23 protein-coding genes and 1 tRNA gene are annotated in these 24,880 nt (G+C 62.1%); 11 read left to right on the top strand and 13 right to left on the bottom strand.

The genetic code is table 11. From position 1 onward, the window contains the following. Positions 1-67 precede the first annotated feature (67 nt). The 5 genes from potA (at position 68) to BN1128_RS15400 (ending at position 4,000) form a co-directional block, all read left to right on the top strand. On the top strand, positions 68-1,222 hold the full coding sequence (gene potA, locus BN1128_RS15420) for a polyamine ABC transporter ATP-binding protein (protein ID WP_042870317.1): 1,155 nt from the start codon (positions 68-70) through the stop codon (positions 1,220-1,222). Further along, the gene (locus BN1128_RS15415; RefSeq protein WP_042870315.1) at positions 1,219-2,124 is read left to right on the top strand and encodes an ABC transporter permease subunit; all 906 of its coding nucleotides are present in this window, start codon (positions 1,219-1,221) and stop codon (positions 2,122-2,124) included. The genes potA and BN1128_RS15415 overlap by 4 nt, the downstream gene beginning before the upstream one ends. Beyond that, entirely contained in the window at positions 2,121-2,963 is an 843-nt protein-coding gene (locus tag BN1128_RS15410; protein WP_042870313.1) for an ABC transporter permease subunit, read from the top strand. Before BN1128_RS15415 ends, BN1128_RS15410 begins: the two co-directional genes overlap by 4 nt. Before the next feature lie 89 nt (positions 2,964-3,052). Next, positions 3,053-3,769 (top strand): MOSC domain-containing protein, encoded by a 717-nt coding sequence (locus tag BN1128_RS15405; protein WP_042870311.1) that lies wholly within the window; start codon positions 3,053-3,055, stop codon positions 3,767-3,769. A gap of 154 nt (positions 3,770-3,923) precedes the next feature. Next, positions 3,924-4,000: transfer RNA gene (locus BN1128_RS15400), tRNA-Pro, on the top strand. Between the two features lie 57 nt (positions 4,001-4,057). On the opposite strand, the gene BN1128_RS25470 is transcribed toward BN1128_RS15400, so the two are convergent. From BN1128_RS25470 to BN1128_RS15390, 3 genes are all read right to left on the bottom strand, one after another. After that, positions 4,058-4,201: a hypothetical protein gene (locus BN1128_RS25470; protein ID WP_156140388.1), complete on the bottom strand. Its 144-nt coding sequence runs from the start codon at positions 4,199-4,201 to the stop codon at positions 4,058-4,060. A 120-nt stretch (positions 4,202-4,321) separates the two neighbouring features. Continuing rightward, a complete protein-coding gene (locus BN1128_RS15395) occupies positions 4,322-4,849 on the bottom strand; it encodes an AbiTii domain-containing protein (protein ID WP_042870309.1) in 528 nt (175 codons plus the stop codon). 124 nt (positions 4,850-4,973) lie between these two features. Beyond that, entirely contained in the window at positions 4,974-5,438 is a 465-nt protein-coding gene (locus tag BN1128_RS15390; protein WP_021138466.1) for a thioesterase family protein, read from the bottom strand. A 133-nt stretch (positions 5,439-5,571) separates the two neighbouring features. Between BN1128_RS15390 and recQ the strand changes: the two genes are divergently transcribed. Beyond that, positions 5,572-7,395 (top strand): ATP-dependent DNA helicase RecQ, encoded by a 1,824-nt coding sequence (gene recQ, locus BN1128_RS15385; protein ID WP_042870306.1) that lies wholly within the window; start codon positions 5,572-5,574, stop codon positions 7,393-7,395. Between the two features lie 93 nt (positions 7,396-7,488). On the opposite strand, the gene BN1128_RS15380 is transcribed toward recQ, so the two are convergent. Continuing rightward, on the bottom strand, positions 7,489-7,788 hold the full coding sequence (locus BN1128_RS15380; RefSeq protein WP_042870304.1) for a c-type cytochrome: 300 nt from the start codon (positions 7,786-7,788) through the stop codon (positions 7,489-7,491). Between the two features lie 104 nt (positions 7,789-7,892). Between BN1128_RS15380 and BN1128_RS15375 the strand changes: the two genes are divergently transcribed. The 3 genes from BN1128_RS15375 to BN1128_RS15365 all read left to right on the top strand — a co-directional run bounded on the left by BN1128_RS15375 (position 7,893) and on the right by BN1128_RS15365 (position 10,462). Continuing rightward, complete coding sequence (locus BN1128_RS15375) at positions 7,893-9,320, top strand: protein adenylyltransferase SelO (RefSeq protein WP_042870302.1); 1,428 nt, start codon at positions 7,893-7,895, stop codon at positions 9,318-9,320. 10 nt (positions 9,321-9,330) lie between these two features. Then, the gene (locus BN1128_RS15370) at positions 9,331-9,618 is read left to right on the top strand and encodes a DUF3630 family protein (protein WP_042870299.1); all 288 of its coding nucleotides are present in this window, start codon (positions 9,331-9,333) and stop codon (positions 9,616-9,618) included. A 169-nt stretch (positions 9,619-9,787) separates the two neighbouring features. Continuing rightward, positions 9,788-10,462 carry a 7-cyano-7-deazaguanine/7-aminomethyl-7-deazaguanine transporter gene (locus BN1128_RS15365; RefSeq protein ID WP_042870297.1) on the top strand — a complete coding sequence of 225 codons (675 nt, stop codon included), beginning with the start codon at positions 9,788-9,790 and terminating at the stop codon, positions 10,460-10,462. A 273-nt stretch (positions 10,463-10,735) separates the two neighbouring features. Here BN1128_RS15365 and rraA read toward each other — a convergent pair whose 3' ends face one another. Beyond that, positions 10,736-11,221: a ribonuclease E activity regulator RraA gene (gene rraA, locus BN1128_RS15360; protein WP_021138460.1), complete on the bottom strand. Its 486-nt coding sequence runs from the start codon at positions 11,219-11,221 to the stop codon at positions 10,736-10,738. A gap of 146 nt (positions 11,222-11,367) precedes the next feature. On the opposite strand from rraA, the gene BN1128_RS15355 reads away from it, so the two are divergent. After that, the gene (locus BN1128_RS15355; protein ID WP_042870295.1) at positions 11,368-13,221 is read left to right on the top strand and encodes a methyl-accepting chemotaxis protein; all 1,854 of its coding nucleotides are present in this window, start codon (positions 11,368-11,370) and stop codon (positions 13,219-13,221) included. A gap of 71 nt (positions 13,222-13,292) precedes the next feature. On the opposite strand, the gene mgtE is transcribed toward BN1128_RS15355, so the two are convergent. From mgtE to BN1128_RS15325, 6 genes are all read right to left on the bottom strand, one after another. Continuing rightward, positions 13,293-14,717 (bottom strand): magnesium transporter, encoded by a 1,425-nt coding sequence (mgtE, locus tag BN1128_RS15350; protein ID WP_042870293.1) that lies wholly within the window; start codon positions 14,715-14,717, stop codon positions 13,293-13,295. A 152-nt stretch (positions 14,718-14,869) separates the two neighbouring features. Continuing rightward, positions 14,870-16,276, bottom strand: coding sequence for a siroheme synthase CysG (gene cysG / locus BN1128_RS15345; RefSeq protein WP_042870291.1), 1,407 nt, complete (start codon positions 16,274-16,276; stop codon positions 14,870-14,872). A gap of 12 nt (positions 16,277-16,288) precedes the next feature. Further along, entirely contained in the window at positions 16,289-17,101 is an 813-nt protein-coding gene (gene nirC, locus BN1128_RS15340) for a nitrite transporter NirC (RefSeq protein ID WP_042870290.1), read from the bottom strand. Positions 17,102-17,153: 52 nt separating this feature from the next. After that, positions 17,154-17,471 (bottom strand): nitrite reductase small subunit NirD, encoded by a 318-nt coding sequence (nirD, locus tag BN1128_RS15335; protein ID WP_042870288.1) that lies wholly within the window; start codon positions 17,469-17,471, stop codon positions 17,154-17,156. Further along, positions 17,471-20,017 (bottom strand): nitrite reductase large subunit NirB, encoded by a 2,547-nt coding sequence (nirB, locus tag BN1128_RS15330; protein ID WP_042870286.1) that lies wholly within the window; start codon positions 20,015-20,017, stop codon positions 17,471-17,473. The genes nirD and nirB overlap by 1 nt, the downstream gene beginning before the upstream one ends. Positions 20,018-20,318: 301 nt before the next feature. Beyond that, on the bottom strand, positions 20,319-21,161 hold the full coding sequence (locus tag BN1128_RS15325; protein ID WP_042870285.1) for a LysR family transcriptional regulator: 843 nt from the start codon (positions 21,159-21,161) through the stop codon (positions 20,319-20,321). Positions 21,162-21,357: 196 nt separating this feature from the next. On the opposite strand from BN1128_RS15325, the gene BN1128_RS15320 reads away from it, so the two are divergent. Next, positions 21,358-22,752 carry an MFS transporter gene (locus tag BN1128_RS15320; RefSeq protein ID WP_042870283.1) on the top strand — a complete coding sequence of 465 codons (1,395 nt, stop codon included), beginning with the start codon at positions 21,358-21,360 and terminating at the stop codon, positions 22,750-22,752. Positions 22,753-22,816: 64 nt separating this feature from the next. Here the strand turns inward: BN1128_RS15320 and hslU are convergent, their stop codons facing one another. Together hslU and hslV are read right to left on the bottom strand one after the other, a co-directional pair. Then, a complete protein-coding gene (gene hslU / locus BN1128_RS15315; protein ID WP_042870281.1) occupies positions 22,817-24,145 on the bottom strand; it encodes an HslU--HslV peptidase ATPase subunit in 1,329 nt (442 codons plus the stop codon). A 54-nt stretch (positions 24,146-24,199) separates the two neighbouring features. Further along, on the bottom strand, positions 24,200-24,733 hold the full coding sequence (gene hslV / locus BN1128_RS15310; protein ID WP_042870279.1) for an ATP-dependent protease subunit HslV: 534 nt from the start codon (positions 24,731-24,733) through the stop codon (positions 24,200-24,202). Positions 24,734-24,880 lie beyond the last annotated feature (147 nt).

The following is a 24,880-nucleotide window of genomic DNA, read 5'->3' as shown; positions in this document are numbered from 1 at the left end:
CCCGTCCTGGGGCGCCAGACTGTTTTATGGATCGGCCCAGGCCGGTATCACGTTTGGGAGTTTGGTAATGGCGATAGCCTCCAGTGCCTACAAGAAAGCCCTCGAGGGCAACCAGCAGCGCAAAGAAGTGCTGGTGAAGATTGACAGGGTAAGCAAGCAGTTCGATGAAACGCTGGCGGTCGACAACGTGTCACTCAACATCCACAAGGGTGAAATCTTCGCCCTGCTGGGGGGCTCGGGTTCCGGCAAGTCGACTCTGCTGCGGATGCTGGCGGGATTCGAGCGTCCCACCGAGGGACGCCTGTTCCTTGATGGCGTCGACATCACCGACATGCCGCCCTATGAACGTCCCATCAACATGATGTTCCAGTCCTACGCCCTGTTCCCCCACATGACGGTGGCGCAGAACATTGCCTTCGGCCTCAAGCAGGATGGCCTGCCCAAGGCCGAGATCGATGCGCAGGTCGAGGAGATGCTCAAGCTGGTGCAGATGACCCAGTATGCGCGCCGCAAACCGCACCAGCTCTCCGGTGGCCAGCGCCAGCGGGTGGCACTGGCCCGCTCGCTGGCCAAGCGTCCCAAGCTGTTGCTGCTGGACGAACCCATGGGGGCGCTGGACAAAAAGCTGCGTTCCAGGATGCAGCTCGAGCTGGTGGAGATCATAGAGCGGGTCGGCGTGACCTGCGTCATGGTGACCCACGATCAGGAAGAGGCCATGACCATGGCCGAGCGGATTGCCATCATGCACCTGGGCTGTATCGAGCAGATCGGCAGCCCCATGGACATCTACGAGACCCCGGCCAGCCGGCTGGTGTGCGAGTTCATCGGCAACGTCAACCTGTTTGACGGCCTGCTGGTGGAGGATGAACAGGACCACGCCACCATCGCCTGCGCCGACCTGGAGCAGCCCATCTACGTGGGTCACGGCATCAGCTCCCGCGCCGAAAACAAGAAGGTCACCTACGCCCTGCGGCCGGAAAAACTCTTGATGAGCACCCAGAAACCGACCGAGATCGAGCACCCTGACTTCAACTGGACCAAGGGTGAGGTCTATGACATCGCCTATCTGGGCGGTCACTCGGTTTATCACATCCAGCTGCCTTCGGGCAAAATCGTGCAGGCCTTCATCGCCAACGCCGAACGCCACGGCAAGCGGCCAACCTGGGATGACCAGGTGTTCCTCTATTGGGAAGATGACAGCGGCGTGGTGTTGCAATCATGAAGGCATTGAGACGACTGAAGCGACTGGGCGGGCGCCAGCTGGTGATCGGCGTGCCCTTCTTCTGGCTGTTCCTCTTCTTCTTGCTGCCCTTCATCATAGTGGTGAAGATCAGCTTCGCCGAAGCGGACGTGGCCATCCCGCCCTACACGGACGTGGTGAGCTGGGCCGACAATCAGCTCACCATCTTGCTCAACATGGGCAACTACCTGCTGCTGCAGGAGGATGAGCTCTACATAGCGGCCTATCTGGGCTCCCTCAAGATGGCCTTCATCAGCACCATTCTCTGTCTGCTGATCGGCTATCCCATGGCCTACTCCATCGCGCGGGCCAACAAGGAGACCCAGACCGTTCTGCTGCTGCTCATCATGATGCCAACCTGGACCGCGATTCTGATCCGGGTCTACGCCTGGATGGGGATCCTCAGCAACAACGGCCTGCTCAACAGCCTGCTGATGGGCATTGGCCTGATTGACGAGCCGCTGACCATACTCAACACCAACCTGGCGGTCTATATCGGCATTGTTTACTCCTACCTGCCGTTCATGGTGCTGCCGCTCTACGCCAACCTGGTCAAGCATGACCAGAGCCTGCTGGAGGCGGCCTCCGATCTCGGTGCCCGCAACCTGACCCGCTTCTGGCGGATCACTGTGCCGCTCTCCAAGAACGGCATCATAGCCGGCTGCATGCTGGTGTTCATTCCCGTGGTGGGCGAGTTCGTGATCCCGGAACTGCTTGGCGGCCCCGAGACCCTGATGATCGGCAAAGTGCTGTGGCAGGAGTTCTTCAACAACCGCGACTGGCCAGTGGCGTCTGCCCTGGCGGTGGTGATGCTGGCGGTGCTGATAGTCCCCATCATTCTGTTCAACCGCAACCAGGCGAAGGAATTGGAGGGCAAGGTATGAAGCGTTTCGGTTTTGCCAAGCTGATGTTGTGGCTGGGGCTGCTGTTTATCTACCTGCCCATGGTCATCATGGTGATCTACTCCTTCAACGCCTCCAAGCTGGTGACTGTGTGGGGGGGCTGGTCGCTCAAGTGGTATTTCGGCCTGCTCGACAACAAGCAGCTGATAGGCTCCGTGCTGCGCTCGCTGGAGATTGCGCTCTACACGGCGGTTGCCGCCGTGGCGCTGGGGACTGTGGCGGCCTTCGTGCTGACCCGGATCCCGCACTTCCGTGGCCGCACCCTGTTCGGTGGGCTGGTGACGGCACCCCTGGTGATGCCCGAGGTGATCACGGGTCTGTCGCTGCTGCTGCTGTTTGTGGCCATGGCCCAGCTGGTGGGTTGGCCTGCCGAGCGTGGCATGGTGACCATCTGGATCGCCCACACCACCTTCTGTACCGCCTACGTGGCGATCGTGGTGTCGGCGCGGTTGCGGGAGCTGGATCTCTCCATCGAGGAGGCTGCGATGGACCTTGGCGCCAAGCCATGGAAGGTGTTCTTCCTGATCACCATCCCGATGATAGCCCCCTCGCTGGCGGCGGGCGGCATGATGTCGTTCGCCCTGTCGCTGGATGATCTGGTGCTGGCGAGCTTTGTCTCTGGCCCGGGTGCCACTACCTTGCCGATGGAAGTCTTCTCGGCGGTGCGGCTTGGCGTGAAACCCGAGATCAACGCGGTAGCCAGCCTGATCCTGCTGTCGGTGTCACTGTTCACCTTTGGCAGCTGGTATCTGATGGCCAAGGCAGAGAAACGCCGTCGTGCCGAGATCGCCATGACCACCCAGATGCAGGCCGTCGCCTGATCTCTGGGCTGTTGACGCCGCAACACGGCTTGCGCCGCAGCGTCAACAGCCCCTAAGATCCGCATTCTCTCATCCGCCAGGAGAATGAAATGCGGATCTCCCTCTTTATCGGCCAGAGCGCCGAGATGAATGCCGAACTGGCTCCCGCGCTCGTCAGTGCCATCGACAAGCATGTGGCAGGCAATCCCCTGTGGTGCAGTTTTTCTGGCCTGGAGGGAGATGAACAGAGCGACCTGCGCCATCATGGCGGCCCGGATCGCGCACTGCACTACTATCCCGCCGATCACTACCCCTGGTGGCACAACTGGCAAACGGCGCTGGGCCTTGCCGCACCTCGCACGCCCTGGCAACCCGCCGCCTTTGGCGAGAATCTCTCCGGTCTCGGGCTGACCGAGGTTGAGGCCTGTATCGGCGATGTCTATCGACTCGGTGAGGCGTTGATCCAGATAAGCCAGCCGAGATCCCCCTGTTTCAAACTCAACCAGCGTTTCGGTTATGGCCAGATGTCACAGGTGATGCAGCTCAATGGCCGTTGTGGCTGGCTGTTGCGGGTGCTGGAAGAGGGGAGGGTCGCACCGCAGGAGACGATGGCTCTGGTCGACAGGCCCTATCCCGCCCTGACGGTGAAACGCACCGCCGATATCCTGTTCAACCAACTACGGGACGAAACGGATCTGCTGTTGCTGCTGGAGAATCCGGCGCTCTCACCCAATTGGCGCCAGCATGCGGCCCACTGGCTGGAGCATGGAGTGGTGGCCGACTGGCGTCGCCGCTTGCTGGGGCCGGCCGAATTTCAGCTTCCCTAGGATGGGTTGGAAAAATGTCACGCCCTTGCGCCCTTTCTGTGAACCCGGCGCCAAAGCGCTGAATAGTTGAACGAACGGCCATTTTTTTCCCTTAAAACACAAAAAAGGCTTGTGTCATGTCGGGGCATTAGGTAAATTCTCGCCCCGCAGACATCGGTGTGTAGCGCAGCTTGGTAGCGCACTTCGTTCGGGACGAAGGGGTCGGAGGTTCGAATCCTCTCACACCGACCATATTAGAAAAGGCCGCTCAATGAGCGGCCTTTTCGCATCTGGATTTTGCCGATCCCGTTACGGAATATCTTGCTGGTTGCTGGTTGCTGGTTGCTGGTTGCTGGTTGCTGGTTGCTGGTTGCTGGTTGCTGGTGGTGGCATCTCTATGCCGCTGCGGCTTTCTTGCTCATCTATCCGGTTGCCGTCGTGGTGCGCAGACATTAAAAGGGCCACCGCTCGGTGGCCCAGGGTGGAGTCTGATCCTGACTCCGGCACTCTAGATTTTGGCAATCTCGCTATGGGTCTTGTCTATGGTGCCCTCCTTGCGCGCCAGGCGCTTACTCAGATATGCCAGTGCTGATGCCGCAATGCCTTGAAGCTGTGTTGAGGTTGCAAGGCCGCGTGCTTGGGGTACTCACTAATGAAATGTTCGATTCCCTCCATCAGTTGTGAACGTAATGAAGACACGGGCTCATGCCAAGCTTGCAGGCATAAATGGCCGGGGATCAACTGCTCCTGATAATCTTCCAGCAGCTGCTCTGGCCAAGGTTCAATACCGGAATTGCGTTGCAGTAGATAATGGGCGGCGGGTTCACGGGCATAGATGAACTGAATCTGGGCCAGATCGCGTTGGCATAGCGTTTGACTGTTGATATGACAGGTCAAATATTTTCCCGTCTTCAGATCCAAGAAGTGACCGCGTTGCCGACAGGCTACGATGCGATACCAGGGCAGGGGCGAACAGAGAGAGTATCCCTCAAGCTCCTGTTCCAGCCAGTGGCGACACTCGGGTGTCTGCACCTCGTCGAGCATGGACTCGAGCTGTGTCAACAAGGCTCTGGATGGTTTGGTGGCCAGTTTCGCACTCATCGCCTGCAATCCTCCCTCTGCACACAATCCCGAATTTCAGTATGGACCCGTGGGTGGCAGAGGGGGTAACGATTCTAATGATTAAAATCAGATTAGCAGCGTGGTTTTTATGCAATAGGTGGGGTCAGCCCACCAGATAGGTACCGGTACCGAAGGCGATGTGGGTGCCCTCTTCGTTGTGCAGTTCCATCCGGGCGACGGCGACCTTGCTGCCGGCGCGGATGATGTGGGCGGTGGCGATGAACTCGTTGCCGCGGCCCGGACGCAGGTAGTCCACCCGCAGATCGATGGTGCCGAGGCGGGAGAATCGCTCCTTGAGGTAGTTGGGGGAGAAGTCTTCCAGCTCGTCGATGCAGGAGGCGGCGACTATCATGCCGCCGGCCACATCCAGCAGGCTGGCGGTGACGCCGCCGTGCAAGATGTTGTGGAAGGGGTTGCCGATCAGCTTGTCATCCATCTTGATGCGCAGCTCCACCTTCTCGAAGTCGTAGTGGGTCACCTGCATGCCAATCAGCTTGTTGAACGGCATCCGCTCGGCGAACAGGTTGGCAATGCCACTGAGCGCCATCTTCTTCAGCATGTGTTTCATTCTCTGATACCGATCCCTGTCATCAAAGCCGAGTAAAAACTCCAGCCAGTCTGCAACACTTCCTTAACAGTCGCAATGGCAGGTTTATTGTGAGCGGCGGCTGCTTTAGAATGGCGACCCCAAAGGAGAGCCCATGACCGTCATTGCCGAAACCTTGCCCGATACCCCTCTTGCCCTGCTGCAGGCGGTATTCGGCTATCAGCAATTTCGGCCGGGCCAGCTGGAGATCATCGAGCAGATAGTGGCGGGACGCGATGCCATGGTGCTCAAGCCCACAGGTGGCGGCAAGTCACTCTGCTTCCAGATCCCGGCGCTGCTGCGACCCGGGCTGGGCGTAGTGGTCTCCCCGCTTATCTCGCTGATGAAGGATCAGGTCGACAGCCTGCGCGCCAACGGTGTGGCGGCCATCTACATCAACTCTGCCCTGAGCCGGGAGGAGATGATCCAGAACTTTGCCGCCATGCGCCGCGGCGAGATAAAGCTGCTCTACGTCTCCCCCGAGCGTTTGTTGCAGCACGAGTTCATGGATCGGCTGGCGGAGCTGCCGCTCGGCCTGTTCGCCATCGACGAGGCCCATTGTGTCTCCCAGTGGGGGCACGATTTTCGGCCGGAATACGCGGCGCTCGGCCGGCTCAAGCAGTGGTTCCCCCAGGTGCCCGTGGTGGCGCTCACCGCCACCGCCGACGAGGCGACCCGCAGCGACATGCTGCACCGGTTGGAGCTCAATGATCCCTTCATCCATACCGCCAGCTTCGACAGGCCCAATATCCGTTACAGCCTGGTGGAGAAGTTCAAGGCGGCGGAGCAGCTGCTGCGCTATGTGCAGAGCCAGAAGGGCAACTGCGGCATCGTCTACTGTTCCAGCCGCAATCGGGTGGAGGAGGTGGCCGAGCGCCTCTCCCGCCACGGCAGCAAGGCCGCGCCCTACCACGCCGGTCTGCCCCTGGCCCAGCGCCAGCAGACCCAAGATGCCTTCCTCAAGGATGACATCGAGATAGTGGTGGCGACGGTGGCGTTTGGTATGGGGATCGACAAGCCGAACGTGCGCTTCGTGGTGCACTACGACATCCCCAAGAACATCGAATCCTACTATCAGGAGACGGGCCGGGCCGGTCGCGATGGTACGCCCGCCGAGGCGCTGCTGCTGTACGATCCCGCCGATATAGGCCGGGTGCGGCGGCTGCTCGACAACATAGAAAACCCCCAGCAGCTGCAGGTGGAGCAGTACAAGCTCAACGTGATGGCGGCCTTTGCCGAGGCGCAGACCTGCCGCCGTCAGGTGCTGCTCAATTACTTCGGCGAGTACAACGACAAGCCGTGCGGCAACTGCGACATCTGTCTGGATCCGCCCAAGAGCTACGATGGCACCGAAGATGCCCAGAAGGCGCTCTCCTGCGTCTGGCGGGTGGGTCAGAACTTCGGGGTGGGTTACGTGGTGGAGGTGCTGCGCGGCTCTCTCAACCAGCGCATCAAAGACCATGGCCACGACAAGCTGTCGACCTACGGCATCGGCAAGGATCAGAGCCACGAGTACTGGATGAGCGTGATCCGCCAGCTGATCCACAAGGGGCTGCTGACCCAGAACATCACCCGCAATCTGGTGCTGCAGCTGACCGAGGCGTCCCGCCCCGTGCTGCGTGGCGAGATGACGCTGGAACTGGCGGTGCCACGGCTGCAGCCCATCTCCAGCCGCAAGGAGAAACGCAATGGCCTGCTGGACAACGCCAACTATGACAAGCGGCTCTTCAAGGAGCTGCGCGGCCTGCGCAAGCAGATCGCCGAGGATGAAGAGGTGCCGCCCTACGTGGTGTTCAACGACGCTACCCTGGTGGAGATGGCTCAGCTGATGCCGATGACCGAGGTTGAGATGCTGGCCATCAATGGTGTCGGGCATCGCAAGCTGGAGCGCTTCGGTGAAGCCTTTATGGACCTTATCATCGACTACTGCCGGCGGTAGGCAGTGACCCCGGCCTCCCTCCTCAAGAATGGAGGGGCACTTTTACACCCCCTCTTTGCAAGGGAAGGGCCGGGGTTGCCTGGGTAAGGCGGGTTATTTCAAGCTGGCGTAATAGGCCGCCAGGTTCTCCATATCGACCTCGGTGAGCGGCGCCATGAAGGGCAGCATCAGGGGTTCCTTGCGACTGCCCTCCTTGAAGGCTTTCAACTGCTTCACCAGATAGGCGGCATTCTGGCCGGCCAGATGGGGATAGTTGGGGATCAGCGCCTTGCCCTCGACCCCATGGCAGGCGGAGCAGACCGCCGCCTTGGCCTTGCCCGCCTCGATATCGGCCGCCTGGGCCTGTCCCCACAACAACATCAGCAGGGGCAGGGCGCCCAACCATCTTTGCATCTTCTTCTCCTTGAAATGAAATAGCGCGATCGCCTGTTAGCCGAACTCGGCCGACGGCGGTATAAAGAGTGACACGAGCATACGCAGGGACGAGTCGCACTACCATGAAGCTGATCAACACTTTCGCCACCGAACTGCCCTGGGCCTGTGAGCCCGTGGCCCCCCAGCCGCTGCGCGAGCCCAGCTTGCTGCACCTCAACCACTGTCTTCTGAACGAGCTGGGACTGGGCGATGTCGGCGAAACAGACTGGCTTGCCTGTTGTGGGCTGGGGCAGCCGCTGCCCGGCATGCAGCCGGTGGCCCAGGTCTATGCGGGTCATCAGTTCGGTGGTTACAGCCCGCGGCTCGGTGATGGCCGCGCCCTGTTGCTGGGGGAGCAGCTTGCACCGGATGGTCAGCGCTGGGATCTGCATCTGAAAGGGGCGGGCAAGACCCCCTTCTCCCGTTTCGGCGATGGTCGCGCCGTGTTGCGCTCCAGCATCCGCGAGTATCTCGCCTCCGAGGCGCTGCATGCCCTCGGCATTCCCACTACCCGTGCGCTGGTGCTGGTGGGGAGCAGTGAGCCCGTTTACCGCGAACAGGTTGAGACGGGGGCGACAGTGCTGCGCACAGCTCCGAGCCACCTGCGTTTCGGTCACATCGAATACTTCGCCTGGAGCGGGCAGGGAGAGAAAATACCGCTGCTCATCGACTATCTGCTCCGTCACCACTTCCCCGAGCTGAACAATGGCGCCGAACTGTTTGCCGAGGTAGTACGGCGCACCGCGCGGCTCATCGCCAAGTGGCAGGCCGCCGGTTTCTGCCACGGCGTAATGAACACCGACAACATGTCGCTGCTCGGGCTGACCCTGGATTACGGCCCCTACGGTTTCATCGATGCCTATGTGCCGGACTTTGTTTGCAATCATTCGGATCCGGGTGGCCGTTACGCGCTGGATCAGCAGCCGGCGGTGGGTTACTGGAATCTGCAGAAGCTGGCGCAAGCGCTGGCGGCCCATGTGGACGGCGAGGCCCTGGCTGCCGCGCTGGCCCAGTATGAACATCAGCTGATGCTGCACTACTCCGAGCTGATGCGCGCCCGGCTCGGGCTGGCGGTGTGGGAGGAGGAAGATCCCGCCCTGTTCCGCCAGCTGTTCCAACTGCTGGCGAGCCAGGGGGTGGACTATCACCTCTTCCTGCGCCGGCTGGGTGAGGTTACTCAGCAGGGGGATTTGCCCGCCTCCCTGCTGGCACTGCTGCCGGATCCTGCGCTCTGGCAGCAGTGGCTCGCGCTCTATCGGGCGCGACTGGTGCGGGAGGGAAGCGAGGATGCCGCCCGCAAGCGGCAGATGGACGCCATCAATCCCAAGTACGTGCTGCGCAATGCCCTGGCCCAGCAGGCGATAGATGCCGCCGAGGCGGGGGATATGACTCCGTTCGAGCGGTTGTTTGCGGCCTTGCAGCACCCCTGTGACGAACAACCCGAGTATGACGACCTGGCGACACCGGTTCCCCAGTGGTATTGCGGTGGCGAGCTTTCTTGCAGCAGTTGAGGGATGAGAGATGAATTGGCGTGTAACGCGGGCAGACATTGAGTCAGCCGTGCTGATGCTGGATTGCCCCGGGCTCTGTTGGGATACCTTCCCGGCGCTGGCTGGCGCCTTGCTGCAGGATTGGGAGCTCAGGCTGCTCGACAGGGAGTGGGGCGCCGATCGCCACGGCTGGTTGCTGGAATTTGAAGGGAGCCAGCTCAGGCTGGAGTATGAACACCATAGCGGTTGCTGGCTGATGGCGGTGCAGCCGGTCGATCGCGAGGTCTTGCTCTGGCTCGGTCGTCAGCATAAAGGCTGAACTGGCTGTTTGGGGTGCATGACCTTGCCCTTCGATGACAATGGCCGCTGGTCGAATCAACAGCATAAAGATTGAACTATCAGTTGGGGGGCGTATAATCTCGCCCCTCAATTATCGCCAATGGTGGCGGTATGGGTTCCCTAACCCCATTAACCAAAAAGGTCACAATATGAATCTGACCCCTGCTCAGCACCAGACGGCGCTGGTGCGCCTCTCATTGTTCCACATCCTGATCATTGCCAGCAGCAACTACCTGGTGCAGCTGCCGATCACCATCTTTGGTTTTCACACCACCTGGGGTGCCTTCAGCTTCCCGTTCATCTTCCTGGCCACCGATCTGACGGTACGGATCTTCGGTGCCGGTCTGGCCCGCAAGATCATCCAGACCGTGATGCTGCCTGCACTGGCCGTTTCCTATGTGCTCTCCGTGCTGTTCTTCGAGGGCAGCTATCAGGGCATGGGCAATCTGGCGGAGTTCAACCTGTTCGTGGCGCGCATCGCGCTGGCCAGCTTTATGGCCTATCTGGTAGGCCAGTTCATGGACGTGGTGGTATTCAACCGGCTGCGGTTGCTCAGGGCCTGGTGGGTGGCGCCAGCCGCCTCGACCCTGTTTGGCAACCTGGTGGATACCATCGCCTTCTTCAGCATCGCCTTCTGGCGTAGCACGGATCCCTTCATGGCCGAGCACTGGGTCGAGATCGCAACCGTGGACTATGTATTCAAGTTGCTGATAAGCCTTGGTTTGTTTGTGCCTCTCTACGGCATCTTGCTGCGTTATCTCAGCCGCAAGCTGGTGGGTGAGGGCGGATTGGCCGGCCTGCAAACGGCGACGCGCCAGGCCTGATGCAATTGACCACCCCAGCGGTGGTCAATTTTTTTGCACATTTGGCAAATAAGAGTTGCTTAGTTAAATGAGAATGATTATTGTTAACTTGTTTTCCGGGAAAGACTTCATTCGTTCCAACGTGATGGACTTCTTGTGAAGGCACGACATTGCTCACATTGCTTCCAGTTATAGGGCCAGTTCTTCTGGCCCTCTTTTTTTGCTTTTTTTCAGACCATGGCAGCCATAAAAAATGGGAGCCAAGGCTCCCATCGTCACAACTCAGGTTGCGGCTTACTCGATATCGAGCGCCTCAGGGGAGAGGATCACCCCTGTGGTGTCTGCGTAGAGATGGTCATCCGGCAGGAAGGTGACGCCACCGAAGTTGACCGGCAGATCCGTCTCCCCCACGTCCTTGCTGTCGGCGCCCACCGGAATGGCGGCCAGTGCCTGAATGCCGATATCCAGATCTTCCAGGATGTCGACTTCGCGCACGCAGCCGTAGCAGACGATGCCTTCCCACTCGTTCTCGGCTGCCGTAGTGGCGATCTCGCTGTCGATCAGGGCACGGCGCATGGAGCCACCGCCATCGATCAGCAGCACGCGACCGACGCCGTTCTCTTTGACGAGTTCACGGATCAGGCCATTCGATTCGAAGCATTTGACTGTGGTGATGACGCCGCCGAAAGAGGCACGGCCGCCGAAGGAGCAGAGCATGGGTTCGAGCACATCCACCATGTCCTGATAGATGTCGCACAGTTCTGAAGTGTTGTATTCCATAGTGTCAAATCCACGGCTGGAAACAGGTGGGATCCAGTATAAGGAGTGGGACTGGCATTTCAATGAATATTCCTTGAACAACAACAGGGATAGCGTTTTCTGCATAAGCTCAATGCAGTCCATTCCCTGTTCGTGAGAGGTCCATCGTGCTGATCCGTCATAAGTTGATCCTGAACACAGTGTTGGTGGCCATTGCCATGCTGGTGTTGAGCGGTTTGTTTCTCTACTCCAGCCAAGTGAATCGCCACCTGACCGAAGCCCAGCGCAACGTGGATGCGCTCGAGATCGCCATGCTGAACCTGCGGCGGGCCGAGAAGGATTTCCTGATCCGCAAGGATCTGGCCTTCGTCGATCGCTTCAATCAGGGGCTGGCCGATTTTCACAAGCTGGACCAGACCCTGAGTACCGATGACACCTTGGGGGCCGTACAGGGCGAGCTGGCTCGGCTGGATCAGCAGATGGGGGCCTATGGCAAGGCCTTCAACGATCTGGTGGCACAGCAGCAGACCATAGGACTGGGGCCGGAAGATGGCCTCTACGGCCGTCTGAGGGCGGCAGTGCATCAGGTCGAGGAGGGGCTCAAGCAGCTGGATCAGCAGGGGTTGATCATCACAATGCTGCAGCTGAGGCGGGCGGAGAAAGACTTCATGCTGCGCTTTGACATCCAGTACCTGGAACGTTTCCAGACCTTGCACAAAAGCTTCCAGGAGAGCCTGGCGGCGCTGCCGGAGGTTGACCGTAGCAAGCTGGAACAGGCCAGCCAGCAGTATCGGCAGGACTTCGTCGCCCTGGTGCAGGGCATGCAGGTGCTGGGGTTGAAAGAGGATGAGGGGTTGCGCAACCAGATGCGGGACTTGGTGCATCAGACCGAGCAGGGCTTTGCGGCTGTCGGCCAGCATATCGCCGACGAGCTGGTACGGCAGACCTCGCGCCTCAACAGCCTGATGCTGGTCTGCGGCGGCGTGATCATAGTGCTCATCGGCATCATGAGCATCTTGCTGGGCCGCAGCATAGACAGGCCCATCTCGCGGGTAAACGACACAGTCAACCGTATCCGCCAGGACAATGACCTGCGCCTCAAGATAGAGCTGCAAGGGGCCGACGAGATGGCCCAGCTGGCAGGCAATCTTGACGTGATGCTGGGGGGCTTTCGCCATCTGATCGGCGATGTGAAGCAGAGTGTGCATGCCCTGACCGAGGCGGCGGATCACCTCTCCAGCAACGTCAGACGTACCAGTGAGGGGGCGTCACGCCAGTTGCAGGAAACCGACATGGTGGCGACGGCCTCCACCGAGATGGGATCCACCATAGAGGAGATAGCCCGCAACACAGAGCAGGCCGCCAATAATGCCCAGGCCACCAACGACAAGGCGATGGAGGGGCGCACCGCGGTAGAGAACACTGTGCGCCAGATCCGCTCGCTGGCCGGCAATCTGGAGAGCTCCTCCCAGGAGGTGGCCCAGTTGCAGAAAGAGAGCGAGACCATAGGCTCTGTGCTGGACGTGATCCGCGGCATCGCCGAGCAGACCAACCTGCTGGCCCTCAATGCGGCCATCGAGGCGGCGCGGGCGGGGGATCAGGGCCGTGGTTTTGCGGTGGTGGCGGACGAGGTTCGTAGCCTCGCCATCCGTACCCAGAAGTCGACCCAGGAGATTGCCGGCATCATCAGCTCGCTGCAGAAGCAGACCGGCAGCATAGTGGGCATGATGGCGACCTGCCGCGAGCAGGGCAACAGCAGCTCGGAGCAGGCCAGCACGGCGGGCGAACTGCTGGGGCAGATCACCCAGGATGTCACCCACATCATGGATATGAGCACCCAGATAGCCGCGGCCATCGAGCAGCAGAGCCTGGTGGCCAATGAGGTGAACCGCAACGTCAACAACATCCGCGACATAGCCCAGGAGTCGAGCCTGATGGCGGAGGAGAATGCCAAGTCCAGCCAGGGCTTGACCGAGCAGGCCAAACTGCTCAATCAGGCGGTGGCCAAGTATCGGGTCTAGCGGCCCGCCCCCTGGAACAGCAAAAAGGGAGCCGTGCAGGCTCCCTTTTTCATCGAAACGACTGGCCCCGACTAGATGAGGAACAGGGTCGCCAGCCCGAGGAAGATGAAGAAGCCGCCGGTATCCGTGATGGCGGTGATCATCACGCTGGCACCGATCGCCGGATCCCGGCCGAGACGTGACATCGTCATGGGGATGATGACCCCCATCAGGGCGGCGACCAGCAGGTTGATCATCATGGCCAGCGTCATCACGGCGCCCAGCGCCGCATCCTGATAGAGGGCATAGGTGGCCAGCCCCATGGTGCCGCCCCATACCAGACCATTGATCAGTGCCACCCCCAGCTCGCGCCACAGCAGGAAGGAGACGTTGCCCGCCTGTATGTGCTGCAGCGCCAGCGCCCGCACTATCATGGTGATGGTCTGGTTGCCTGTGTTGCCGCCGATCCCCGCGACGATTGGCATCAGGGCCGCCAGCGCCACCAGTTGCGATATGGTGTGCTCGAACAGGCCTATGACCCGGGAAGCCACGAAGGCGGTACAGAGGTTGATGGCGAGCCAGGCCCAGCGGGTCTTGACCGCCTTGGAGACAGGGGCGAACACGTCTTCATCCTCGCTGATCCCCCCCATGCGACGCAGGTCGGTGTCACTCTCCTCATACACCAGATCCACCACCTCGGCGACGGTGAGGCGGCCCATCAGCTTGCCGCGCGCGTCCACCACGGCGGCTGAGAGCAGGTCATCCCGCTCGAAGGTTCGGGCCGCCGCCTCGTCGTTGTCCTCCGGATCGAAGGTGACCGGATCCCGCTCCATCACCTCGGCGACCAGAGTCGCCGGCTTGTGCAGCAGCACTGTGGTGAGCGGTAGCTCCCCCTGCAGCCGGTTGCGCCTGTCGATGACAAACAGCTTGTCGGTGTTGACGGGGATCTTGCCGCGCATGCGCAGGTAGCGCTGCACGGTCGCCAGGCTCACCTCGGCGCGCACAGTGATGAGCTCGAAGTCCATCATGGCGCCGACCGTGTGCTTGCCGTAGCGGATTACCTCCCTTACCTGATCGCGCTGGGGAGGGGCCATGGAGGTGAGCAGCCGGCCCATCAGATTGCGGGGCAGGTATTGGCCCAGATAGATCTGATCGTCTATGTCCAGGGTGCGCAGGGCGTGCAGCAGCGCCTTGTCGCTCATGCCGCTGATCAGGCTGTCCCACACCGTCTCCGAGGCCTCGACCAGAACCTGGCCATGCTTCTCCTCATCCACCAGTTGCCACAGCACGTGGCGTTCGTCCGGCGGCAGGGATTCCAGCGCATCGGCGATGTCGGCGGCGGGCAGGCGGTTGACCAGGCTGGTGATCTCGCTGGTCTGATCGCGCAGCTCGGCATCTTGTACCGCCTGTGGATCCAGCAGGCTGTCGGTGAGGGCATCATCGGCCAGCAGCAGGGTGAGAATGCGCGATCTGTCTTGTTCACGCTGCTTGGCGCTGTTCTTGACGGGGAGAGACATGAAACAGAATTCCTGAATTCGGTTGGCCGGATGACCTTCCCCATAGGATACCAGAATCAAAACAAGAGGTTATGACCATGAATGCGGTAAGTGCGGATAAAAAAACCGCCACCATGATAGTGACGGTCTCAATGGCGAGGCTGACGGCGGGCTCAGGCCAGTGCGGCGGCCTGCGAGGGGGCCCCAGTCTGACCGAACCAGGCGAGCTTGTCGGCCAGGGTTACCACGGAGCCCACCATGATGAGAGCCGGGCTCTCGACCCCGACGGCCAGCTCCGGTAGTTGGTCGAGCGTGCCGCGGATGACCTGCTGGCTAGGTTGGGTGCCGCGCTCGATCAGGGCCACCGGGGTGGCGCCAGCCTTGCCGTGGGCCAGCAGTTGCTCACGGATGGTGGCGCAGCTTGAGAGTCCCATATAGAACACCAGGGTCTGCTGATCCCGGGCCAGCAGGGGCCAGTCCAGATCCTGGGCGCCTCCCTTGCCGTGGGCGGTGACGAAGCGCACGCTCTGGGCGTGATCCCGGTGGGTGAGCGGAATGCCCGCATAGGCCGCACAGCCGCTCGCCGCCGTGATCCCCGGTACCACCTGGAAGCCCACGCCGCTGCCGACCAGCGTCTCCAGCTCCTCGCCGCCCCGGCCGAAGATGAATGGGTCGCCCCCTTTCAGCCGCACCACCCGCAGCCCCTTCTTCGCCTCCTCCAGCAAGAGCTGGTTGATCCCCTCCTGCGGCACGCAGTGGTTGCCCGCCTGCTTGCCGACGAAGATGCGTTTGGCATCACGCCGTACCAGTGCCATCACCTCGTCGGAGACCAGCCGGTCATGGACCACCACGTCAGCCTGCTGCATCTGGCGCAGGGCGTGCAGGGTGAGCAGACCGGGATCGCCTGGGCCTGCACCGACCAGGATCACTTCCCCCTTGGCACCGGCATCCTCGGCAAACAGAGCGTCGGCCAGCTGGTTGGCCGAGGCCTTGTCACCCCGTGCCAGCGCCTGACCGAGCCGGTCTGCCCCAAGCAGCCGCTCCCAGAACTGGCGTCTCTCTCCCATGCTGGCGAAACGGGCCTTTACCCGCTCACGCAGGCCGCCGGCAAAGGCGGCCACGGCGCCCAGATGCTGGGGCAGCAGGGCTTCCAGTTTTTCGCGCAGCAGACGGGCCAGCACGGGGGCCTTGCCGCCGGAGGAGATGGCCACCATCAGCGGCGATCTGTCGATGATCGACGGCATAATGAAACTGGAGCGCTTGGGGTCGTCCACCACGTTGGCGAAGATGCCCGCCTGGTTGGCGCTCTGGTAGACCAGCGCATTGACTTCGCGCCTGTCGGTGGCGGCCACCACCAGCCACTTGCCCGTCAGCAGTGCTGGCTCGAATTCGGCCGCCAGCCAGTCGATCGTCCCGCTGGCGGCCAGCGCTGCCAGCTCGGGGTCGAGCGCGGGAGAGACCACTGTCAGCCGGGCGCCGGCGTCCAGCAGCAGGCGCGCCTTGCGCTCTGCGACTTCGCCGCCGCCAACCAGCAGCACGGGTTTGTTGTCGAGTCGGCAAAAGATGGGCAAGTAGTCCATGGGGCCTCCGGATCAGGCGGTTTGGGTCTGGCTGGCGGCGGCGTTGGCGTCGGTCACTGCGACCGGACGATCCGCTTTCGGGGTGGCATACCAGTAGCCCAGTCCCATGAAGAGGGCGCCGGAGACGGTATTGCCGAGCGTCACCCACAGCAGGTTGTGGCCTATGCCGCCCAGGGTGTAGGCCTCGGAATGGGCGCCGAACCAGGAGAGGGCGAACAGGGTCATGTTGGCGACCGAGTGCTCATAACCGGAGGCGATGAAGGCCAGCAGGCACCACCAGATGGCGATGAACTTGGCGGCACCCTCGGTGCGCAGTGCCATCCAGATGGCGAGGCAGACCAGCCAGTTGCACAACACCCCTTTCATGAACAGGGTCAGGGCCGGTGCCTGGGTCTTGGCCAGCGCCACCTTGTGGACCAGGCTGCCCGCATCCGGCAGCAGGCTGCCGCCGTAGGAGTAGATCAGCGCCACCGCGATGGAGCCGAGCAGGTTGCCGGCCCAGGTCTGGGGCAGGATGCGCAGCAGATCGCCCATGGTGATCTTGCCCGTCTTCACCCCGAAGGTGAGGAACATGGTATGGCCGGTGAACAGCTCGGAGCCGGCGATGATCACCAGGGTCAGGGCGATGCCGAAGGTGGCTCCCATGACCAGCGGGCGAATGCTGGGGTCGACCAGGTTGCCCAGGGTGAAGATGAGGATGATGCCCAGGCCCACATAGGCCCCCGCCATGGCGGAGCTGAGCCAGAAGCCCAGCTTGTCGCTGCGCTCGAAGCGGTTGATGCGGGCCGCGTTGGCGGCGCACTTGTTGATGGTCTCGGTATACATAGGTGTTCTCTTTAAGGGGGACCGCCCGCGGGCAGCCCCGATATTCATGGAATTAGACGGCGACCCAGACCTGCTGGTCGCGTACTTCAACGGGATAGCTCTGTACCGACATGGCGGCGTTCTCGAGGCAGTGGCCGTCGCTCAGACGGAAGTGCTGCTTCTTGAGGGGGCTGGCGACCCAGAGTTCACCCTCGTGTTCACCTACGATGCCGCGCGACAGCACGTTGGCGGCGAAGAAGGGGTCCCGGTTGTCGATGGCGAACACCTCGGCCGCGTCGCTTGGGCGGAACAGGGCGATCTGGCGCCCTTCCAGCAGGGCACAGACGCCAGTGCCCGGAAAAATATCATTGAGCTGACAGGCTAATTTCATCACTTTGCCTCCACTTCGATCTGGTAGACGGGAATGCGCTCCGCCGGAGTGGCGGGTCTGTGCTGGTCGCGCTCGGTGACGAACTGCACGTCCGGGTCACGTTTGCCGCTGTTGATGAAGTGGCTGAAGCGCTTGAGCTGCTCCTCTTCATTCAGGGTGCGGGACCACTCGCACTCGTAGCTGTCGATCAGCACCTGGATGTCGCGCTCCAGGGTGGCATTCAGTCCCAGCTTGTCGTCGACGATCACCTCGCGCAGGTAGTCGACGCCCCCTTCCAAGTTGCCGAGCCAGACCGAGGTGCGCTGCAGTTTGTCGGCGCTGGTGACGTAGAACATCATGAAGCGGTCGATCAGCTTGATGAGGGTCTCCCGATCCAGGTCGGAGGCCAGCAGGTCGGCGTGGCGCGGTTTCATGCCGCCGTTGCCGCCCACATAGAGGTTCCAGCCCGCGTCCGTGGCTATGATGCCGACGTCCTTGCCCTGGGCTTCCGCACATTCGCGGGTACAGCCGGAGACACCGAACTTCATCTTGTGGGGGGTGCGAATGCCCTTGTAGCGGTTCTCGAGGAAGACCCCGAGGCCGACGCTGTCCTGCACGCCGAAGCGGCACCAGGTGCTGCCGACGCAGGTCTTGGCCATGCGCAGCGCCTTGGCGTAGGCCTGACCGGTTTCGAAGCCCGCGGCCAGCAGTTTGCGCCAGATGGCGGGCAGATCATCCTTCTGGGCACCGAACAGGCCGATGCGCTGGGCGCCGGTTATCTTGGTGTAGAGCTGGTAGTCGCGGGCCACCTCGGCCACCGCCAGCAAACCTTCCGGGGTCACTTCACCACCGGCCATGCGCGGGATGACGGAGTAGCTGCCGTCTTTTTGCATGTTGCCGAGGAAGATGTCGTTGGTGTCCTGCAGCTGGGTGTTGAGCGGGCTCAGCACATAGCCATTCCAGCAGGAGGCGAGGATGGAGCCGACCGTGGGCTTGCACACCTCGCAGCCATAGCCGTGTCCGTGTCTGGCCAGCAGCTCGTCGAAGCTCTTGATCCCTTCCACCTTGACCAGGTGGAACAGCTCCTGGCGGGAGTGGGGGAAGTGGGCGCAGAGGTGGTTGTTGACCTCTATGCCCTGCTTCACCAACTCGGCGTTGAGCACCTGGCTGATGAGCGGCACGCAGCCGCCGCAACCGGTACCGGCCTTGGTGTGCTGCTTGATGGCGGCGAGAGTGGTGTGGCCCTCGGCGACCGCCTGGGCTATGTCGCCCTTGGAGACGTCGAAGCAGGAGCAGATCTGGGCGGTGGACGGCAGGGCATCCACCCCTAGGGTGGGCTTGGCGCCAGCATAGGCGGGCAGGATCAGGGTATCCGGGTGGGCAGGCAGCGGCATGGCGTTGAGCATCAGCTGCAGCAGGTTGCCGTAGTCATCCACATCGCCAACCAGCACGGCGCCGAGCAGGCGGCTGTTGTCTTCGCTCACCACGATACGCTTGTAGACGCCGGCCTGATCGTCCTGGAACACATAGCTGTGGCTGCCGGGCGTGCGGCCATGGGCATCGCCGATGGAACCGACGGAGACGCCGAGCAGCTTGAGCTTGGCGCTCATGTCCGCCCCTTCGAAGCGGCTGTCGCCGCCGAGCAGGTGGTCGACGGTGATCTGGGCCATCTTGTAGCCGGGCGCCACCAGGCCGAAGAAGCGCCCCTGCCAGGCGGCGCACTCGCCGATGGCATAGATGTCGGGGTCGGAGGTGAGGCAGTGATCGTCGACAGCTACGCCGCCGCGCTCGGCGATGGCGAGTTCACAGTAACGGCCGAGGGTGTCCTGCGGGCGTATGCCGGTGGAGAAGACCACCACATCCACTTCCAGCTGTCTGCCGTCGGCAAAGGCGAGGCGATGCTGGGCGTCACGACCGCCGTGCATCAGGATCTCGCTGGTGCTCTTGCTGGTGTGAACCTGCACCCCCATGGATTCGATCTTGCGGCGCAGCAGCTGGCCACCCTGGCCGTCGAGCTGTTCCGCCATCAATACCGGAGCAAATTCCACCACGTGGGTCTCGAGGCCGAGCGCCTTGAGGGCGCCGGCGGCTTCGAGGCCGAGCAGGCCGCCCCCAATGACAACACCACTCTTGCCGCTCTTGGCGGCGCTGCGGATGGCTTTCAGATCCTCTATGGTGCGATAGACGAAGCACTCGTGGTGCTGACTGCCCGCAATGGGCGGCACCCAGGGGTAGGAGCCGGTGGCCAGCACCAGCTTGTCGTAGCCGACCACAGTGCCCTTGTTGGAATGCACTTCGCGGGCCGCCCTGTCGATTTTTTTCACCGCTTCGCCGAGCAGCAGGCGGATGCCGTGCTTCTCGTAGAAACCGGGTTTGACGAGGGAGAGATCTTCGCTGGTGTGGTGGGAAAAGTAGGAGGAGAGATGGACACGATCGTAGGCGGGACGCGGTTCTGCACCGAAGACGGTGATCTCGAACCGGTCCGGATCGGCCCGCTCGATCAACTCTTCGATGAAGCGGTGCCCCACCATACCGTTCCCTATGACGGCCAGCCTGACTTTGCTCATGATTGCCTCTAGTTTGGAGTAATAAAACATCATTCTGAGGCTAGGCTACCCAGTCGCAGGGACGGGACGATTGATGCAAATCAAGTGTCTATTTATATATCTCCTCAGGGGTAATTCGATACAATTCAAAGCTATACATAAATAGGTATACCAGTGGTGCATTCTGGGCTTTGGCTGTCATGGAGTAGGGAGGGGCAAGAGGGGTAGCCCGTCTGGCCAAGCATAATGAAAGAAAACACCTCGGTAGAGGTGCTTTCACTGTGTGGCATCTGGTTGGTGCTGCGGATTATGGCGGCGTAGATCACCGCTCTTTCGGGGTGGCCTGATAGGGGGCGCGGGCGCAGGTTTCGCGGATGAGGGTGCGCAACCAGCGGTGGGCCGGATCGGCGTCCAGCCGTGGGTGCCAGAGCAGGGCCAGAGTGATCCCGGGCAAGGGAAAGGGCAGAGGCAGAGTCACCAGATCGGCGTGCAGGGAGGCGCAGTGCAGGGCGGGCACTGTCGCCACCAGATCGCTGCCCCGCACCAGCGCCAGTGCAGTGGCAAACCCCGGCACCAGGGTGGCGATGGCTCGCTCCAGCTTCAGGGCGGCGAGCGCCTCGTCGATGGGGCCGTGCTCCTGCCCGCGCCGCGACACCAGCACATGGCGGGCGGCGGCATAGCGGGCGGCGGTCAGGGGCCCATCGCACAGTAGATGGCCCGGTCGTACCACGGCGACAAAGCGATCCTGAAACAGCGCCTGAGTGCGCAGCTCGGGCGCCGTATTGGTGCCGATCACGCCGGTTTCAAAATCCAGCTCACCGCTGCGCAGGGGGTGACTCTCCTTGTCGGGCTTGGCCATGAAATGCAGCCGCACCCCGGGCGCCTCGGCGGCGAGCCGCGCCAGAAGGGCCGCCCCGACACTCTCCACGAAACCGTCACTGGATCTGAGACGAAAGGTGCGCACCAGGTGGGCCGGATCTATCTCCTGCTGGGGGCGCAGTACGGCTTCGGCCTCCTGCACCAGCTGGCTGACCCGCTCGCGTAGGGCCAGTGCCCGGCTCATGGCGGAGGGGCTGAGTCTCAGCCGCCTTGCCGCCCCGGCCACGCTGCCCTCATCGAGCAGCGCATCCAGGGTGATCAGCAGGTTGAAATCGGGGGTGCTCATGGTCGTGCCCTCGCCGGCCTGGTATGCGGGGTGATCAGCCGATGGCGATCATATCTATGTGTTGACTCATCATACGCGAGAATCCATGGCTTCATATGGCGTGCTATGCAGCTATAAGCTGCAAGCCGTGCGTCTTCCGCCGGATCAGCGTCATGGCTAGCCTTGTGGTCACCCTGATTCGCTTGAGGTCACATCCATGTCATACCCCAGCATAATTCCCTCTCCCTGGGCTCGCCGTACTGGCTTGCTGGCACTCGGCCTCGCTACCCTGTTGCCCATGCTGGCGGGGAGCATGGCCAACATGGCGCTGCCCGCGCTGGGACAGGCGTTTGCCGCCCCCTTCGCCAGCCTGCAGTGGGTGCTGGTGGCCTATCTGCTGGGGATCACCTGCCTGACCGTAGTGGCCGGCCGGCTCGGCGACAGGTTTGGCCGGCGCCGCCTGCTGCTCTGGGGTATGGCGTTGTTTGCATTGGCGTCCCTGCTGTGCGCCCTGGCGCCGACCATCGGCTGGCTGATTGCGGCGCGTGTCCTGCAGGGGGTCGGTGCGGCCTGCATGCTCTCTCTGGCGCTGGCCATGGTGGGGCAGCTTGTACCTGCGGCGCAGCGTGGCCGGGGCATGGGGCTGCTCGGTACCCTGTCGGCCTGCGGCACTGCCCTTGGTCCCTCGTTTGGTGGCCTGCTGATCGGCGGGTTTGGCTGGCAGGCCCCTTTCCTGCTGTTGGTACCCGTCAGCCTGCTGGCGCTGGGTGCCGGCATGGTCGGTCTGCCACCTGAGGGGGCTTTGCCACAAAGAGAGAGGGTGACGCTGGCGAGCCTGTCGATGCTGGTGGTGGCGCTGCTCTGCTACGGGCTGGCGCTGACCTCGGGCGGTGCTCTGGCGCTGGGCTGGTGGGCGGGAGCGCTGCTTGGCACTGCCTTGTTCGTTCGCCGTGAGCGCCGCGCCCGCTCCCCCCTGCTGCCGCTGGCACTGCTGGCCGACTCCCGGCTCAAGGGTGGCCTGCTCGCCAGTGCCCTGGTGGCCAGCGTCATGGTGCTGACCCTGCTGATCGGCCCCTTCTACCTGCACGGCGTGTTCGAGCTCGACATGGCGACGGTCGGACTAATGATCTCCGGCGGACCCCTGCTGGCGGCCTTGACGGGCATGCCTGCCGGCTGGCTGGTGGACAGGTTCGGTTCGCGCCGGGTCGCTCGGATGGGGTTGATGGTCATGATGAGCGCGCTCCTCGGGCTGGCCACCCTGAGCGCCGGATATGGCCCGCTCGGTTATCTGCTGCCCATACTGCTGCTGACCGCCGGCTATGCCCTGTTCCAGACCGCCAACAACAGCGCCGTGGTGGGGGCGGCAACCGAACAGGCGCGGGGGGCCGTGGCCGGCTTGCTGACCCTGTCGCGCAATCTGGGCCAGCTGACGGGGGTGGCCGGACTCGGTGGCCTGTGTGTCACTCTGGTGGGAACGCCCAACCTGGCCACGGCCATGCCGGCGGATCTGGTGTTTGGCATGCAGACCAGCTTTGCCTTGAGCGGCCTGCTGATTGGCGCCGCGATCTGGCTGCTGGGACGTAGTCGGGAGGAGACGCTGGCAGCGGCGTGAGGCTGAGATGGCATAAAAAAACGCCTCCACAGGGGAGGCGTCTTGATACGGAATGGCGCTGCGCTTACAGGATAAAGCGGCTCAGATCCTCGTCCTCGATCAGCGCTCCGAGGTGGGCGTTGACGTAGTCGGTATCGATGACGAAGGTCTCGCCGGACTTCTCGGAGGCATCATAGGAGATGTCTTCCATCAGCCGCTCCATGACGGTGTGCAGGCGGCGGGCACCTATGTTCTCGGTGCGCTCGTTGACCTGCCAGGCCGCTTCGGCCAGACGGCGAATGCCATCCTTGGTGAACTCGATCTTGACCCCTTCGGTGGCCATCAGCGCCTGGTACTGATCGGTGAGCGAGGCGTTCGGTTCGGTCAGGATGCGCTCGAAGTCATCTGTGGTGAGCGCGGTCAGCTCGACCCGGATCGGCAGGCGACCCTGCAGCTCGGGGATGAGATCTGACGGGCGAGCCACCTGGAAGGCGCCGGAGGCGACAAACAGTATGTGGTCGGTCTTGACCATGCCGTGCTTGGTGTTGACGGTGCAGCCTTCCACCAGCGGCAGCAGGTCGCGCTGTACCCCTTCACGGGAGACATCAGGGCCGGAGCTCTCGCCACGCTTGCAGATCTTGTCGATCTCGTCGAGGAAGACGATGCCGTTGTTCTCGACCGCCGCGATCGCCTTCTGCTTCAGCTCTTCCGGATTGACCAGACGGGCCGCTTCCTCTTCGATCAGCGCCTTCATGGCCTCTTTGACCTTGATCTTGCGCTTCTTCTTCTGGTTCTGACCCAGGTTCTGGAACAGCCCTTGCAACTGGCTGGCCATCTCTTCCATGCCCGGTGGGGTCATGATGTCGACGCCCATGGGGCTGGCTGACAGCTCGAGTTCTATCTCCTTGTCATCCAGCTGGCCTTCCCGCAGCTTCTTGCGGAAGATCTGGCGAGTATTGGAGTTGTCGGCCTTCTCTTCCTCGCCCCAGCTGTTGCGCGGGTTGGGCAGCAGGGCGTCGAGGATGCGCTCCTCGGCGGCTTCCTCGGCGCGGTATTTCATCTTCTCCATCTCGGTCTCGCGCACCAGCTTGATGGCGACGTCGGTCAGATCGCGGATGATGCTGTCCACTTCCTTGCCCACATAGCCCACCTCGGTGAACTTGGTGGCTTCCACCTTGATGAAGGGGGCGTTGGCCAGCTTGGCCAGACGGCGGGCGATCTCGGTCTTGCCGACACCGGTCGGGCCTATCATCAGGATGTTTTTCGGGGTTACCTCGTGGCGCATCTCTTCATCGAGCTGCATCCGGCGCCAGCGATTGCGCAGGGCGACGGCGACGGCACGCTTGGCGTCGGCCTGACCAATGATGTGTCTGTCCAGCTCGTGGACGATTTCTCTCGGGGTCATCTCGGACATGATGGCGTTCCTGTATCCGGGGCGGGCAGGGCCCACCCCTTGAAAATGGGGGGCTTACTTGGGCTCGTAGTCCAGCACTTCGATGGTGTGGTTGCCGTTGGTGAAGACGCAGATGTCGCCCGCAATCTTGAGGGATTTCTCGACTATGGTCCTGGCATCCAGCTCGGTGTTTTCCAGCAGGGCGATGGCGGCGGACTGGGCGAAGTTGCCGCCCGAGCCGATGGCGATCAGGTCATGCTCCGGCTGCACCACGTCACCGTTGCCGGTGATGATGAAGGATTTGTTTTCATCGGCGACCGCCAGCAGGGCCTCGAGACGGCGCAGGGCGCGATCAGTGCGCCAATCTTTGGCCAACGCCACGGCGGCGCGTTCCAGATTACCCTGATGGGCCTGCAGTTTGGCTTCGAAGCGCTCGAGCAGAGTGAAGGCATCGGCGGTGCCGCCGGCGAAACCTGCCAGCACCTTGCCGTTATAGAGACGATGAACCTTGCGGGCGTTGCCCTTCATGACGGTGTTGCCGAGGGATACCTGGCCATCACCACCTATCACGACTTGGCCGTTGCGGCGGACAGAAACTATGGTAGTCACTTTACTTACCTCGCTTGAGCCGAATAACGGCCTGACTGTGCATGGCAAGAAAGATGGGGATGGGTTTGGCGCTTTTCAACCCTGGCGGATTATCCGCCAGGGTCGACTTCCGTTGAGACGCGTGGCGCAGAAAAGAAAAGGGCCGAG

Origin of the sequence: Aeromonas piscicola, from assembly GCF_000820005.1 — a bacterium.
GTDB classification, from domain to species: domain Bacteria; phylum Pseudomonadota; class Gammaproteobacteria; order Enterobacterales; family Aeromonadaceae; genus Aeromonas; species Aeromonas piscicola.
Note: the sequence above shows the minus strand (reverse complement) of the source record. Positions and strands in the feature narration are given on the sequence as shown.

Coding starts and splice junctions, on each gene's coding strand:
- cysG (WP_042870291.1), bottom strand. CDS start 16,276: ATGGACTACTTGCCCATCTTTTGCCGACTCGACAACAAACCCGTGCTG.
- rraA (WP_021138460.1), bottom strand. CDS start 11,221: ATGGAATACAACACTTCAGAACTGTGCGACATCTATCAGGACATGGTG.
- BN1128_RS15405 (WP_042870311.1), top strand. CDS start 3,053: ATGCGGATCTCCCTCTTTATCGGCCAGAGCGCCGAGATGAATGCCGAA.
- hslU (WP_042870281.1), bottom strand. CDS start 24,145: ATGTCCGAGATGACCCCGAGAGAAATCGTCCACGAGCTGGACAGACAC.
- BN1128_RS15415 (WP_042870315.1), top strand. CDS start 1,219: ATGAAGGCATTGAGACGACTGAAGCGACTGGGCGGGCGCCAGCTGGTG.
- BN1128_RS25470 (WP_156140388.1), bottom strand. CDS start 4,201: ATGTCTGCGCACCACGACGGCAACCGGATAGATGAGCAAGAAAGCCGC.
- recQ (WP_042870306.1), top strand. CDS start 5,572: ATGACCGTCATTGCCGAAACCTTGCCCGATACCCCTCTTGCCCTGCTG.
- potA (WP_042870317.1), top strand. CDS start 68: ATGGCGATAGCCTCCAGTGCCTACAAGAAAGCCCTCGAGGGCAACCAG.
- BN1128_RS15325 (WP_042870285.1), bottom strand. CDS start 21,161: ATGAGCACCCCCGATTTCAACCTGCTGATCACCCTGGATGCGCTGCTC.
- nirD (WP_042870288.1), bottom strand. CDS start 17,471: ATGAAATTAGCCTGTCAGCTCAATGATATTTTTCCGGGCACTGGCGTC.
- BN1128_RS15410 (WP_042870313.1), top strand. CDS start 2,121: ATGAAGCGTTTCGGTTTTGCCAAGCTGATGTTGTGGCTGGGGCTGCTG.
- mgtE (WP_042870293.1), bottom strand. CDS start 14,717: ATGTCTCTCCCCGTCAAGAACAGCGCCAAGCAGCGTGAACAAGACAGA.
- BN1128_RS15320 (WP_042870283.1), top strand. CDS start 21,358: ATGTCATACCCCAGCATAATTCCCTCTCCCTGGGCTCGCCGTACTGGC.
- BN1128_RS15380 (WP_042870304.1), bottom strand. CDS start 7,788: ATGCAAAGATGGTTGGGCGCCCTGCCCCTGCTGATGTTGTTGTGGGGA.
- BN1128_RS15390 (WP_021138466.1), bottom strand. CDS start 5,438: ATGAAACACATGCTGAAGAAGATGGCGCTCAGTGGCATTGCCAACCTG.
- BN1128_RS15375 (WP_042870302.1), top strand. CDS start 7,893: ATGAAGCTGATCAACACTTTCGCCACCGAACTGCCCTGGGCCTGTGAG.
- nirC (WP_042870290.1), bottom strand. CDS start 17,101: ATGTATACCGAGACCATCAACAAGTGCGCCGCCAACGCGGCCCGCATC.
- BN1128_RS15370 (WP_042870299.1), top strand. CDS start 9,331: ATGAATTGGCGTGTAACGCGGGCAGACATTGAGTCAGCCGTGCTGATG.
- BN1128_RS15365 (WP_042870297.1), top strand. CDS start 9,788: ATGAATCTGACCCCTGCTCAGCACCAGACGGCGCTGGTGCGCCTCTCA.
- BN1128_RS15395 (WP_042870309.1), bottom strand. CDS start 4,849: ATGAGTGCGAAACTGGCCACCAAACCATCCAGAGCCTTGTTGACACAG.
- nirB (WP_042870286.1), bottom strand. CDS start 20,017: ATGAGCAAAGTCAGGCTGGCCGTCATAGGGAACGGTATGGTGGGGCAC.